This window comes from Mucilaginibacter paludis DSM 18603 (genome assembly GCF_000166195.2).
Taxonomy (GTDB): Bacteria; Bacteroidota; Bacteroidia; order Sphingobacteriales; family Sphingobacteriaceae; genus Mucilaginibacter; species Mucilaginibacter paludis.
In genome coordinates, this window is sequence record NZ_CM001403.1 from 3,132,774 (window position 1) to 3,146,166 (window position 13,393).

Annotated in this window: 11 protein-coding genes; 7 read left to right on the plus strand and 4 right to left on the minus strand. The window is 44.2% G+C overall.

What is annotated here, in order from left to right; genetic code table 11:
- The first annotated feature begins 112 nt into the window (after positions 1-112).
- From MUCPA_RS13155 to MUCPA_RS13170, 4 genes are all read left to right on the plus strand, one after another.
- Positions 113-967 carry a DMT family transporter gene (locus tag MUCPA_RS13155; RefSeq protein ID WP_040627450.1) on the plus strand — a complete coding sequence of 285 codons (855 nt, stop codon included), beginning with the start codon at positions 113-115 and terminating at the stop codon, positions 965-967.
- Positions 968-1,210: 243 nt separating this feature from the next.
- Complete coding sequence (dnaG, locus tag MUCPA_RS13160; protein ID WP_008506966.1) at positions 1,211-3,157, plus strand: DNA primase; 1,947 nt, start codon at positions 1,211-1,213, stop codon at positions 3,155-3,157.
- Positions 3,157-3,528: a YraN family protein gene (locus MUCPA_RS13165; RefSeq protein WP_008506968.1), complete on the plus strand. Its 372-nt coding sequence runs from the start codon at positions 3,157-3,159 to the stop codon at positions 3,526-3,528. Before dnaG ends, MUCPA_RS13165 begins: the two co-directional genes overlap by 1 nt.
- A gap of 9 nt (positions 3,529-3,537) precedes the next feature.
- Positions 3,538-4,599, plus strand: coding sequence for a glutaminyl-peptide cyclotransferase (locus MUCPA_RS13170; RefSeq protein ID WP_008506970.1), 1,062 nt, complete (start codon positions 3,538-3,540; stop codon positions 4,597-4,599).
- A gap of 633 nt (positions 4,600-5,232) precedes the next feature.
- On the opposite strand, the gene MUCPA_RS13175 is transcribed toward MUCPA_RS13170, so the two are convergent.
- Positions 5,233-6,060, minus strand: coding sequence for an N-acetylmuramoyl-L-alanine amidase (locus tag MUCPA_RS13175; RefSeq protein WP_008506972.1), 828 nt, complete (start codon positions 6,058-6,060; stop codon positions 5,233-5,235).
- Between the two features lie 260 nt (positions 6,061-6,320).
- Here MUCPA_RS13175 and purD point away from each other — a divergent pair, with 260 nt between their 5' ends.
- Positions 6,321-7,595, plus strand: a complete 1,275-nt coding sequence (gene purD / locus MUCPA_RS13180; protein WP_008506974.1) for a phosphoribosylamine--glycine ligase — start codon at positions 6,321-6,323, stop codon at positions 7,593-7,595.
- 170 nt (positions 7,596-7,765) lie between these two features.
- Here purD and MUCPA_RS13185 read toward each other — a convergent pair whose 3' ends face one another.
- Positions 7,766-8,914 carry a TlpA disulfide reductase family protein gene (locus tag MUCPA_RS13185; RefSeq protein WP_008506976.1) on the minus strand — a complete coding sequence of 383 codons (1,149 nt, stop codon included), beginning with the start codon at positions 8,912-8,914 and terminating at the stop codon, positions 7,766-7,768.
- Positions 8,915-8,932: 18 nt separating this feature from the next.
- Positions 8,933-10,117 (minus strand): formimidoylglutamase, encoded by a 1,185-nt coding sequence (locus MUCPA_RS13190; protein ID WP_008506977.1) that lies wholly within the window; start codon positions 10,115-10,117, stop codon positions 8,933-8,935.
- A 73-nt stretch (positions 10,118-10,190) separates the two neighbouring features.
- On the opposite strand from MUCPA_RS13190, the gene MUCPA_RS13195 reads away from it, so the two are divergent.
- Positions 10,191-11,168, plus strand: a complete 978-nt coding sequence (locus tag MUCPA_RS13195; protein ID WP_008506978.1) for an NAD-dependent epimerase/dehydratase family protein — start codon at positions 10,191-10,193, stop codon at positions 11,166-11,168.
- A 190-nt stretch (positions 11,169-11,358) separates the two neighbouring features.
- Positions 11,359-12,651, plus strand: a complete 1,293-nt coding sequence (locus MUCPA_RS13200; RefSeq protein ID WP_008506979.1) for an HAD-IB family phosphatase — start codon at positions 11,359-11,361, stop codon at positions 12,649-12,651.
- Between the two features lie 206 nt (positions 12,652-12,857).
- Here MUCPA_RS13200 and MUCPA_RS13205 read toward each other — a convergent pair whose 3' ends face one another.
- Positions 12,858-13,346 (minus strand): universal stress protein, encoded by a 489-nt coding sequence (locus MUCPA_RS13205; RefSeq protein WP_008506980.1) that lies wholly within the window; start codon positions 13,344-13,346, stop codon positions 12,858-12,860.
- Positions 13,347-13,393 lie beyond the last annotated feature (47 nt).

Here is a 13,393-nt window from a genome sequence, read left to right on the forward strand (position 1 = left end):
AGTAGCAAAATTACAATTATTTAGGTATCGGCCATGTTTGCTTTGCATTTTAATAGTTGATGTTTTGCAGTCGGCTTATCATTCATATGTTTGCGGGGCCAATTTCATTGATATGAATCCCAAAACAAGCCTGGCCATAGGTATTATCTGTATCGCGTTTTCGCCGATATTTATCAAGCTAATGCCTTTGGCCGCAATACCCGCTGCTTTTTACAGGCTGCTGTTTGCCTGGCTGTTTTTGGCACCATACTGTTTGCTGGCAAAAAACCTGCGCATTGGTAAAAAAGATCTGTTGATAGCCACCGTGGCGGGCCTGGTATTCGCGCTGGATATTGCTTCGTGGAATATGGCCATCCAGCAATCAACCGCAACTATTGCCACCCTGATAGCCAACCTTACGCCGCTATGGGTGGGTTTGTTAACCTTGGTGCTTTATAAAAAACAACCTGGAGCCAGTTTTTGGCTGGGTGCTTTGATAGCGCTATGCGGCATGGTTGTACTTTTAGGGCTCGGCAACCTTTTGAGCCTTCGGCTCAATCCGGGAATACTGTTCGCTGCAATGTCGAGTGTGTTTTATGCTATTTACATCCTCACCACCCGGGGTATATTGCAAAGGGTGGATACGCTGGTGTTTATGTTTTACAATATGCTGGCTGCCGCTTTGTTTTTAGGCCTGCTTAGCCTGGGCAGCCATGCCGCCTTAACAGGCTTTTCGGCACGTACCTGGTTGTTGCTCATTGGCCTGGGCCTGCTTTGCCAGCTGCTCGGCTGGATCACCATCAACTACGCCATCAGGCATATCGATTCTACCCAGGTATCTATTGCGTTGCTCAGCCAAACCGTGGCTACGGGTTTGTTAGCCTGGTGGATATTAGGCGAAGCTGTAAACATCCGCGAGATATTGGGCGGTATGCTTGTATTGGCAGGTATTGGATTTACATTTTTAAAAAGATGCCCGCGTGGATGATGCTGAAGAATAATCAATAATGCTTAACTACCCCGCCCGGATTATTCTATATCAAAATTTACTGCGATTAGTCCGGAGCAAAAAGTCCGGATCCCTGAGTAAAAAATGGGTCTAATGTTTTCTGGATTAGCATTTTTTTTCCTTACACCACCTCCCATTATTTAATCAGCACTTAAATATTTTAATGCGTTTAATGGGTATCGTACCTGCATCTTGCTTCAGTTATCTATCTTTGTATTTGCTATGATCACCAAACCTACCATCGACCGCATAATGGAGGCCACCGATATTGTTGAGGTGATAGGCGAGTTTGTGGTTTTAAAAAAGCGGGGAGCTAATTACATCGGCCTCTCGCCATTCGCTAACGAGCGTACACCATCGTTCACCGTATCTCCGGCTAAAGGCATCTTCAAGGATTTTTCATCGGGTATTGGCGGCTCGGCCGTTACCTTTTTGATGGAGCACGAAAAGATCAGCTATCCCGAAGCCTTAAAATGGCTGGCCAAAAAATACGGTATCGAGGTTGAGGAGCTGAACGACAAACCTGAAAACCGGGAAGAGGAAAATCATCGCGAAAGCTTATTGATAGTTACCGGCTACGCGGCTAAGTTTTTTCAGCAGAGTTTATGGGAAACCGATGCCGGCAAAAGCATTGCCCTGAGTTATTTTAAAGAGCGTGGCTTCCGCGACGAAATTATCAAAAAATTTGAGTTGGGCTATTCGCCCGATCAATGGGAGGCCTTTACCAGCCAGGCTTTAAAGGATGGCTACCAGCAACAGTTTTTAGAGGAAACCGGCTTATCGGTTAAGCGGGATAACGGCACCCTGTATGATCGTTATCGCGGCCGGGTGATGTTCCCGATTCATAATTTCACTGGCAGGATCATCGCCTTTGGCGGGCGTACGCTCAAAAGCGATAAAAATGTACCCAAGTATGTTAACTCGCCCGAGTCGGAAATCTATCATAAATCCAACGTTTTATACGGGTTAAACTTTGCCAAAAAGGCCATCCGCGAAGAGGATAATTGTTACCTGGTAGAAGGTTATGCCGATGTGATCTCGGTACACCAGTCGGGTATCGAAAACGTAGTGGCATCATCAGGCACTTCCCTTACCGTTGAGCAGATCAGGCTGATTGGCCGCCTAACTAAAAATATCACCATTTTATACGATGGCGATCCCGCCGGTATCAAGGCATCGCTTCGCGGGTTGGATATGATACTCGAGGAGGGCCTCAATGTAAAAGTAGTATCCTTCCCCGACGGGCACGACCCGGATTCGTACGTGCGTTTGCTGGGCAGCACCGGGTTTAAAAACTATGTTAACCAGAATAAGAAAGACTTTATTCTGTACAAAACCAATATCCTGCTTAAAGAAGCCGGTAATGATCCGATCAGGAAAGCAGAGGTGATCAGGGAAATTGTGGAGAGCATCGCCAAAATTCCGGATTCTATTAAGGCTGCCGTATTTATCCGCGAGTGCAGCACTTTACTGCAGATAGAAGAGCGATCGCTAAACACCGAGCTCAACAAAATACGGCAGGCTAAGCACAAAAAAGACTACCAGCAGCAACATCATCAGCAACAGGCCAAACCAGACTGGGCAGATTTACCGCCCGACGATTTGTTTGTTGACGAAAAAATTGAACGCGTATCCAGCGAGACCGGCGAAACCCAGGAAAAAGAAATTGTGCGCTTGCTGATTATGTATGGCAACCGCATTATTAATTGGGATGGAATAGCCAATACCTATATAGGCCCCTTTATTATTGCCGAACTAAGCGACGTAGAGTTTGAAACGCCGCTGTATAAGCACTTTGTTGCCATTTACCACCAGGAGCTCGAGAAAGGTAATTTACCCGAAGAGGTGTTTTACATTAACCATGCTGATAAGCAGATCACGGATATTGCCATCAATATTTTAATGTCGCAATATGTGTTGAGCCCCAACTGGTACGATATGCATAAAATTGCCACAGTAGACGAGGAGAAGGATATGAAGGCCACCATCCTGGGCGCTATATTTCACCTCAAAAAGCAAAAGGTGGGTAAAATTCTGGCGGATATCCGCAATCAGCTTAAAACTACCCAGAGTGCCGACGACGAGGATATATTGCTGAGCCAGTTTGTACACATGAAAAAGGTGGAAAAAAGTATTACCGATTATTTAGGCATTGTAATTACCAAATAATGGCTACGCATAACGATCTGGGCCGCCAGGGCGAAGCTTTGGCTAAAACCTACCTGGAAAAAGCGGGTTACGAAATTATCGACGAAAACTGGACCTACGGCAAAGCGGAGATCGATTTGATAGCCTACCGCAACCAAACGATCATTTTTGTAGAGGTAAAAACCCGAAGTGGCAATGGTTTTGGCGAGCCGGAAGATTTTGTGGATAATCGTAAACAAAAATTATTAGCTGAAGCGGCAGATGAATATATTTACCTGATGAATCATCAGGGCGAAGCAAGGTTTGACATTATTGCCATTTTGTTTAACCGTCAAAACAATCATACACTAAAACATATTGAAGATGCCTTTTGGCCATCGTCATCTATTTAACAATACCCAATGAAATATAGAATTATAGCCGTTGCTTTAATAACTACAACTGTAGCAGGCTGCTTTACAAAAAAACAATCGGCTGTCCTTAGCGTCAGCCCCGAGGCAGGTACAAGTTATAAACTGGGCGACCAGATTCCCGTAAGCGTTTCGGTACCGACAGATACCAAAGCCGATTCGGTACAATACCTGGTTGATTCTGTCAGGGTGTTATCCCGCAAGGATACGCTCAGCATTAAAATAAAAACCGACTCGATGAAGCTCGGCTCCAAGCTAATTACGGCCCGCGTATTTTCGGGTGGAAAACCGGCCGAAGTATCAACTAATGTAATGTTGCTGGCTCCTAAAGCACCAGCGGTTTATACTTTTAAAATAGAAAAAGTATTTCCGCACGATACCAGCTCGTATACCGAGGGCCTGCAATACGTGGACGGCTTTTTGTACGAGAGCGCCGGCAATTACGGCAACTCAAGCCTGCGCAAGGTTGACCTGAATACAGGCACGGTGGTTCAGAAGGCAAAAATGGATCCGATGTATTTTGGCGAAGGTATAGCGGTAGTAGGCGATAAAATTATCCAGCTTACTTATAAAGAAAAAAAGGGCTTTGTATATGATAAAAATACCTTCAAGATATTAAGCACCTTTAATTTTAACTGGGCTCCCGAAGGCTGGGGAATGACGTATGATGGCAAAAATCTATTGCATAACGATAGCACCAACCGCATCTGGTTATTAAATAAAGATACCTACATGCCCCAAGGCTACCTGGATGTTTACGACGATAAGGGCCCGGTAAACCAGATTAACGAGATGGAGTATATTGATGGCAAGATATACGCCAATATTTACACCACCGATACCATTATTGTAATTGACCCTAAAAACGGAGCCGTTGTAGAAAGTGTAGACCTTAAAAACCTGTACCCGATGGATAGCCGCCCTTACAGCGTTAAAAGTGATCCGGCTAATAACGTACTGAACGGGATAGCCTGGGACGAAAAAGGCAAGCGTCTGTTTGTCACCGGGAAAAAATGGGATAAGTTATTCCAGGTGAAGTTTGTAAAGCAATAGTGCTTTTGTACAAAGCGTAAATAATCTTTGTATTTTATAAGTAACGAAGCCGGCCAATAGGAGAAAAACAGGGATAAAGTTTGGGGCTTCGTGTTCTACTCCGGTGGACAGGCAAAAGTGCGCAAAGGCCTGACTGCACGCCGGGCCGGGTGTTGGCCTGTGGGTGGAAGGATCGGGCAGTCTTGACTTTTTGGTTACTTTTGTGTCAAGACAAAAGTAACAGCCCTTCACGCGGCGATTGAGCGTGCCGATGCTCTAAATTGAGAATGCTGATTATTGGAGTAAAAACAGACACGCTGATAATTAATAACTTAAGAAGATATCGTTATAAGAAACGAAGCAATCTCTATAAACGGGCGGCCTTGCAAAGTGGCTCTGCTGATGTAGAGATTGCTTCGTTCCTCGCAATGACGATGGGGTGAGAATGGCGTTGGAGATAAGACGAGCCCTTTACGCCGCGACTGAGCGGGCCGATGCTGTAAATTGAGAATACTGATTATTATAGCAAAAAAATACTCTGAAAATCAGCAACTTAAACTGAATTATAGTAAGTTTCCTTCTCTATGCCGCTCTGTAGAAAAACAAACCATATAGGGCTTCCGGAACATGATAGCCCCATATAAAGTTCTATCCCTAATACTTCTGATATACGTTATACAGGATATTCAAATCCAGCTGCGTTAGCTTGGGTTTAATATCCGTTTGTACAAAATGCCTTTTAAAAGCAACAACAGCAGCATTTAAATCAGAGGTGTCATAGCCAATCAGCCGTAGCGCAATAGCGTAATCAAAGTTTTCGGGAGACAGTTCAAGCACATCATCGCTCCAATAGCCAAATCCTTTTTCAGCCAGTTTTTTCCATGGGAAAAACGGACCAGGATCAGGCTTGCGCTTCGGCGCAAAATCCTGGTGACCGATAAAGTTAGCCGCGGGTATGGCATAAGCCTTTTTCAATCGGTCTAATAAGGCCAATAAACTTTTAATCTGGGCATCGGTATAGGGTTCGTTGCCGTTATTATCAATTTCTATACCGATAGAAATGCTGTTCATATCAATTACGCTTCCCCATTTGCCAAGGCCGGCGTGTTGTGCACGCAGATAATCGTTCACCATGTGTACCACTTGTCCATCTTTAGCTACCACATAATGCGCGCTAACCTGGGTACGCTTTACGGTAAAAGTATGTATGGTTTGCCCAATGGAGCCCTCGGCGGTATAATGGATAATTACATAATTGGGTTTGCGCATCCCCAGGTTAACGGTGCCTACCCATTCGGAAGGTACAGCCATACCCGATGAATCTGTCAGCATGGCTGGTTGCTGCAATTGCAGAACCCTGGCAAAAGAGTCTACCTGATGCTGATACACTTTATTGGTAGCGGCATAAGGGCCTTTGGGTGAGCACGAGGCAATTATTAGTGCTAAAATTAAAATACAAAAGTAAGCGTAGGTATTTTTCAAAGCTCAAAATTTAAATTTGCCGGTTGTATTGTAACAGTACACGACACTATAAGTGGAATAATCAAATATGGCTATTTACAAGAGTTTTTCAAAATTATACAGTTACGTAAAAGTGAATCATTGTAACAATTATAGGCAACCAGGCTGCTAAAATCGTACCAGGTATAATTCGGTTGTTATCTTTTTCGATACCAGATGCGGCCGGCCTAAATTTTAATATTCTTCAAACAATCACATTCATATAATTTTATCTTTGCCTCATGAATATCCTCATCATAGGTTCGGGTGGCAGAGAAAGCGCTTTTGCCTGGAAAATTTCGCAAAGCCCGCAATGCAGCCGGTTATTTATTGCTCCCGGTAATGCCGGTACAGGCCAGTATGGTACAAACGTAAACCTGAAGGTTACCGATTTTGAAGGGATCCGCAGTTTTGTTTTGTCCAATGGCATTAACCTGGTTTTGGTTGGGCCTGAAGAGCCATTGGTAAAGGGGATTCATGATTTTTTCCTGTCGGACGAAATGCTGCGATCTATCCCAGTAATAGGCCCGCAAAGGCATGGTGCACAGTTGGAGGGCAGTAAGGATTTTTCAAAGCAGTTTATGTTCAGGCATCACATTCCTACGGCTGCTTCGCACACTTTTACACAAGAAACTTTGCAGCAGGGGTTGGATTATCTGACTACCGCGGGTTTACCCATTGTATTGAAAGCCGACGGCTTAGCGGCAGGTAAAGGCGTGTTGATTTGTACTACCTTACAGGAAGCTCAACAAGAACTGGTAGAGATGCTTACAGAAGCTAAATTTGGCGAGGCAAGTTCAAAAGTAGTTATAGAACAATTTTTGCAGGGTATTGAGCTTTCGGTTTTTGTAATGACCGATGGTAAGAGCTATAAAATATTACCCGAAGCCAAAGACTATAAACGCATTGGCGAGGGCGACACCGGTTTAAATACCGGTGGTATGGGCTCGGTATCGCCGGTTCCGTTTGCTGACGCTGATTTTATGCGCAAGGTTGAAGAACGTATTGTTATACCTACTGTTGAAGGGTTGAAGCAGGAAGGCATCCCTTATAAAGGATTTATTTTTATCGGATTGATGAATTGCGACGGAGACCCTTATACCATTGAATACAATTGCCGCATGGGCGACCCGGAAACCGAAAGCGTGATGATGCGCATCGAGTCGGACTTTGTTGACCTGCTGTTGGGCGTTGCCAACGAAGATCTGGAAACTAAAACACTCACCATATCAGGCAAAACGGCAGCTACCATTGTATGCGTGGCTGGTGGCTACCCCGGCGAATACCTCAAAAACAAAGAGATTACGGGTATTGATAACGTACGCGATTCGATCGTTTTCCATGCCGGAACAGAACTGGTTAACGATGTAGTTAAAGCCACAGGTGGCCGCGTTTTGGCGGTTAGTACTTTGCAGGATAATTTATTTGAAGCCTTGCAACACGCCACAGCCGATGCCGCCAGAATTTATTATGACGGCGTTTACTTTAGGAAAGATATTGGCTTTGATTTGATATAAGGCGCTTAAGCTTTAGCGTTTATGATTGAACCCGGTTGGGTTTTAATCCAACTGAAGCCGTAAAATGCCAATCCGATTCAGATATTTTACATTAAAACAAAGGCCCGCATCAAAATCAAATGATGTGGCCATTGTTTTTACCGGGAATTAAAACCAGCCGGAATTAAAAATTACATTTTAAATATCTCTGCCAGTTTGCTATCCAGGTCGGCACCCTTCAGGTTTTTGGCTATAATTTTCCCGTTAGGGTCAATCAAATAGTTTTGAGGGATAAAACTTACCTTGTATAAAGCGGCCGCATCGTTTGCCCAAAACTTCAGGTCGGATACCTGTGTCCAGGCCAGTCCGTCATCTTTAATCGCTTTTAGCCATAAAGCCTTCTCTTCGGCTTTATCCAATGATACACCAAGGATTGTGAAGTTTTTGCTTTTATAATGATCATACACCCTAACAACGTGCGGGTTTTCCTGGCGGCAGGGGCCACACCACGATGCCCAAAAATCAATTAAAACGTATTTGCCTTTTAATGACGACAGCGTTACAGGTGATCCGTTAACATCATTCTGCGTAAAATCTGGCGCTGGCGATCCTATTGCGGTTACCTTTAACTCATTAATAGCACTGCTAAAACCTTTGCCAAGCTCGGTTTGTTTAACCTCGGGCGACAAGGCATTGTAATACTGTTCTATCGCCAGAAAGTCCATGCCCGATTTAATTAACACCCGCATACCGATGAGGCTGATAAAGCTCTGAGAGTTACCCAGTATAAATTTCTCTACAGCGGCGGTTTGCTCATTTTGTAAGCGCCTGTACCGGGCCTGCATGGTATCCTGGAAAGCCGGGCTAATTTGCTGGGCATCCGGTGTCGACTTAATTTCGCTATTGAGGGCTTGTGCACGCTGGTTGAAGGGCTCTAACATAGCCATAAACCTTTTGTTATCTTCATTCAGCGTTGATCCGATTACTTTGGCTTTTGATACCGAATCGGCATCGGTTAAAACAATATTCCCCTTTTCAATATAAAAATTCAAAGCATCAATTCCACCTCTGCTTTGCTGTAATTTAGCCAGGCCCATAGCTGTAGGGTCCATCACAATATAGGCGGATGCCGGGTCGGCAATGTTACCATGGAATTTAAATTCGCCATTGGTAATTGTTGTTGAGTCGGTAATGTTTTTGCCACCACGTTCATAAAGCAAATAGGCCCGTGCCGGAGGGTTATAACTCCCAACCTTACCTTTAATGGTATAATTATCGGGTGTTTGGGCTAATAGGATAGTCGGCATTACTGCCAATAACATTAAAAATACTTTTTTCATTACTATAAATTAATCAACTTAAACCAGTTTTTGATATGTTCGCCACCATAGGTCGGGCATTTCGCCCGATACGGCTATATTATAATCTTCGTAACGGCAGGGTACCAGATGCGACCGCTCGTTTTTTGAGCCTCCCGACGGATAGGGCACCTGCATCCACCAACGGTCGGATTTTTTGCTTTTCACAAACACAAGTTCGTGATCATCATGCTTTAAACTCGTTTTGTATATCAAATATTGTGAGCGGGGCTGTAAAGGGAAATCTTTTTTTCTGTTGTAAAATCCGTCAATAAAATACCATATCATTTGGGCAAGCAACATGGCGGTTTGCCCATTGTTATCATAAGCCGGGTTAAACTCATAAAAACCTATGGATGTGAGTTTGTCGTTAAAGCCGGCATACCGGCAAATCTGGCAAGCTTCCTCGCCGTATAGTCCATTTGGGGTAGCATTGGCGTTGCCAACCGCATCTGATGAACGGATGGCTCCTATATCAAAGCTTACCATGGTAGCATTACGGATAATAGGCTCGGTAGCCTGTATATTGCCGCTTAACTCGCCCAGGCGGTGTACATCAAAATAAAGCTTATCCATTACCCGCAAACTATCTTGGCTGGCAAAATAAGTTTGGTATCCCAAATTACTAAAGTTAAACAAGTAATTTGGCTCGTGTAAAAATATCCTGTTTAAGTAAGATGCTGATGTGGTTTCGATGGTTTCGTAATAGGCATCGTCGTCCAGGTCAAATTGCGCGTCAACCACTACCACATCTACCTTTTGTTCCAGGTTTTCGTAGGCCAGGTATTGGGCGTAGGTGAGGTCTTGGCCACCGCCAATAATAACGGGCAAAATATCCATCTTCACAAGTTCGCTCACCACTGTTTTTAACGCGAAATAGGTATCAGTAATACTTGCCCCCTGGCGGATGTTGCCTAAATCAACAATATTGGTGGTATAGGCACCTTCGTTTAGCTCGTATAATCTTTCGCGGATATAGTCGGGGCCAAGGGCGCACCCCGAATTATTAACGGCGTTGCGATCTTCCATTACACCGATAATGGCAATACCCGGTTTAATCTCTTCCAGATCTGGAAACGATTCGGTATAAACATTGATTTTCACGCCAAGGTGACTGCTATAATAGCCCTTCTTGGGGGCTATTTTTTCTAAATCGATGGGGCTCAAAAAATCAACTAACGACATAGGCCTATAATAAAACGCTCAAATATCAACTTATTTTGCATTAAATTGCACCGTTTTAAAAAAAATCGAAGGCATGATACTGGTTACAGGTGCAACAGGTTTCCTGGGTTCAGAACTGGCGAAGCAATTAGCCGCTCAAGGCAATAATTTAGTTTGTATTAAACGCGGCACATCAGTTGTGCCGGATATACTTAAGCCCTTTACAACACAAATAAAATGGGTTGAGGCCGATATATTGGATGTTTTTGCTTTGGATGATGCCTTAACCGGCATTACACAGGTTTACCATTGCGCCGCTTGGGTATCATTTAACCCGGCGCACAAAAAAATGATGATCAAAACCAATGTGGAGGGCACGGCCAACCTGGTTAATTTGTGCAACCAATATGGCATCCGGATGGTACACGTAAGCTCTATAGCCGCTATTGGCGAGGCCAAGCCGGGCGAGTTGATCAGCGAAAAAAATCACCTCGAAGAAACTCCGCACGAAAACGCCTACGCGATATCGAAATACGAAAGCGAAATGGAGGTTTGGCGGGGTATTGCCGAAGGCTTAAACGCGGTAATTGTAAACCCTTCGCTTATTATTGGCGCCAGCGCTGGAGTAAACGGAAGCGGCAAAATTTTCCAGACAGTTTATAAGAGATTAAAATATTATACCCCGGGCAGTTGCGGTTTTGTAGATGTTGAAGATGTTGCCAAAAGCATGATCCTGCTGATGGATAGCGGCATTACCGAACAGCGATATATTGTTAATGCCGAGAATTGGCTTTATAAAGACCTGTTTACAGAAACCGCCCGCAATTTTAAAGTGCCGCCACCCACAAGCGAAGCTAAATCATGGATGCTTAACTTAGCCTGGCGATTTTCGGCCGTTTGGGGTTTACTGAGTGGAAAGCCTAAAGGAGTGGATAAAATATCGGCGCAAGCGGCTTCAAAAAAACTCAATTATGATAATGCTAAGCTCATCAAGGCCACAGGCATTACCTTCAAACCGCTAAGCCTATCCATTAAACAGATCTGCCTGGCGCTGTCGGTGCATTCTTCATAGTGGCTGTTTAAACTTGTCTGTGGTAGCGCTTCGTTGAATGATGTTGGTGTTCTAGCATTCGCGCTGGATACTTTAGGCAAAGGTAGGTTAACTACATCATTGGATACAGGCATATTAACCATAAAATCTGTAGTTATTATGGGATTGCTCTGGCAAAAATTTGCACATTTGCATTATTAACGCGCATTCAATGAGCCAATATTATATCATAGATTTCGATAGCACTTTTACACAGGTTGAAGCTTTAGACGAGTTAGCCCGTATTTCATTAAAAGACCGTTTAGATAAGGAAAAGATATTTAAACAGATTGAAAATTTAACCAACGCTGCTATGGAGGGCCGCTTGTCGTTCTCCGAAAGCCTTGAGGCGCGCGTAAGGCTGTTGCAGGCCGATCAGATCCATCTTAAGCAGCTTGTTAAGCATTTAAAAAAGAAGGTGTCGGCATCGTTTTCTCGCAATAAGGATTTTTTTAGAGAGAATGCCGATAAAGTTCTGATTGTTTCAGGCGGCTTTAAAGAGTTTATCACGCCCGTTGTTACCGAATACCACATTAAAAAAGAAAACATCTACGCCAACACTTTTGAGTTTGACGAAGAAGGTAACATCATTGGCTACGATACCGAAAATCCACTTTCGCAGGAAGGCGGCAAGGTTGCCCTGTTAAGGCAGCTGAATCTGCCCGGCGAGATTTTTGGCATTGGCGACGGCCACTCTGATTTTCAATTGAAGGAATCGGGGATGATTAAAAAGTTTTTCGCCTTTACTGAAAATATTGAACGCAAGGCCGTGGCCGAAAAAGCCGACCATATTACCCCCAGCTTTGATGAGTTTTTGTACATCAACAAGATGCCGAGGGCTATATCCTATCCCAAAAACAGGATCAAGTGCCTGGTTGTAGGTAATATTGACGAAGAAGCGCTGGCTATGATGCGCAAAGAGGGTTACAACATCAGGCAGCGTGAAAGCATCGAAGAAAAATACCTGGAAGAAGCCGGCGTATTATTTTGCGACGAAGCACACCAACCCACACCCATGCAACTGGAGCAGGCGGGCAGATTAAAAGTAATAGGTTGTTTTGGGAAGATAAGCAACCGCAAAATAGCCGATACGGCTGGTGAAAACGGAATTATTATTTTTGACGATCCGAAACATAACCCCCGCAATGCCGAATTTATCCCTAAACGGGTAATAGACTTTATGAACGAGGGTAAAACGCACATGAGCTGCAACTTTCCCGAATTGCAGCCGCCCCGTGTTAACAATGCGCACAGGCTTATCCACATCCATAAAAACGTGCCCGGCATCCTGGCTCAAATTAACGAGGTGTTTGCCAAGCACAATATCAACATTGTGGGTGAGTTTTTGGTTACCAACGCTCAAATTGGTTATGTAATTACCGATGTTAACAAAGGTTATGATCAGCAAATATTAACCGAACTTAAAAAGATCGAACATACCATTAAGTTCAGGCTGTTATATTAAGGTTGGGTAGTTTGGAGTTCTAAGTCTTGAGCCGGGAGTTCTGAGTCAGGAGTCCTAAATAGAAAAATACAGCGTCCGCATTCCGGTGCCGGACTTTGCTAATGACTCACAACTTTAAGGGCTCGTGGCTCAAGACTCAGAACTCCCGGCTCAAGGCTCAAGACTCAGAACTCCCGGCTCAAGGCTCAGAACTCATGACTCCCGGCTCAAGGCTTAGCTTCCTCTTCTTTCATCGGTATTACCAATACAGCTACCGGCGAGTGCCGCACGATAGATTCGGCAACGCTACCCATTAAAAAACGGTCTAAACCTGTTCGGCTATGGGTGCCAATTACAATCAGGTCGGCTCTGAAGCGGGCGGCGCAATCGATAATCGTATCCGAGGTTGAGCCGATCTCGTTAAACTGGGTAACTGTTAAACCACTGCCTAATTTGTCTATGGTGTCATTTATCAATTTTCGCGAGTATTCCTGCTGGGCGTTAATAACTTCTGCTTCCTCTACTCCGCCACTCAATGATGGGATGATCGATCCCATCATGCTGCTGTCGTTCAGCGGGGTAGTAACCACGGGTTCAACAATATGAACCAGCGCTACTTCGGCATTAAACTGGCGGGCGAGTTCAAAACCATACTGCGCCGCGTTTTCGGCATATTTACTATCATCGATACCAATTAAAACTCTTTGAAATTTCATGCTGCAATTGCTTTAAACTTATTATTATAACAGATTAAACGCGTTAT

Coding starts and splice junctions, on each gene's coding strand:
- MUCPA_RS13155 (WP_040627450.1), top strand. CDS start 113: ATGAATCCCAAAACAAGCCTGGCCATAGGTATTATCTGTATCGCGTTT.
- dnaG (WP_008506966.1), top strand. CDS start 1,211: ATGATCACCAAACCTACCATCGACCGCATAATGGAGGCCACCGATATT.
- MUCPA_RS13165 (WP_008506968.1), top strand. CDS start 3,157: ATGGCTACGCATAACGATCTGGGCCGCCAGGGCGAAGCTTTGGCTAAA.
- MUCPA_RS13170 (WP_008506970.1), top strand. CDS start 3,538: ATGAAATATAGAATTATAGCCGTTGCTTTAATAACTACAACTGTAGCA.
- purD (WP_008506974.1), top strand. CDS start 6,321: ATGAATATCCTCATCATAGGTTCGGGTGGCAGAGAAAGCGCTTTTGCC.
- MUCPA_RS13185 (WP_008506976.1), bottom strand. CDS start 8,914: ATGAAAAAAGTATTTTTAATGTTATTGGCAGTAATGCCGACTATCCTA.
- MUCPA_RS13190 (WP_008506977.1), bottom strand. CDS start 10,117: ATGTCGTTAGTTGATTTTTTGAGCCCCATCGATTTAGAAAAAATAGCC.
- MUCPA_RS13195 (WP_008506978.1), top strand. CDS start 10,191: ATGATACTGGTTACAGGTGCAACAGGTTTCCTGGGTTCAGAACTGGCG.
- MUCPA_RS13200 (WP_008506979.1), top strand. CDS start 11,359: ATGAGCCAATATTATATCATAGATTTCGATAGCACTTTTACACAGGTT.
- MUCPA_RS13205 (WP_008506980.1), bottom strand. CDS start 13,346: ATGAAATTTCAAAGAGTTTTAATTGGTATCGATGATAGTAAATATGCC.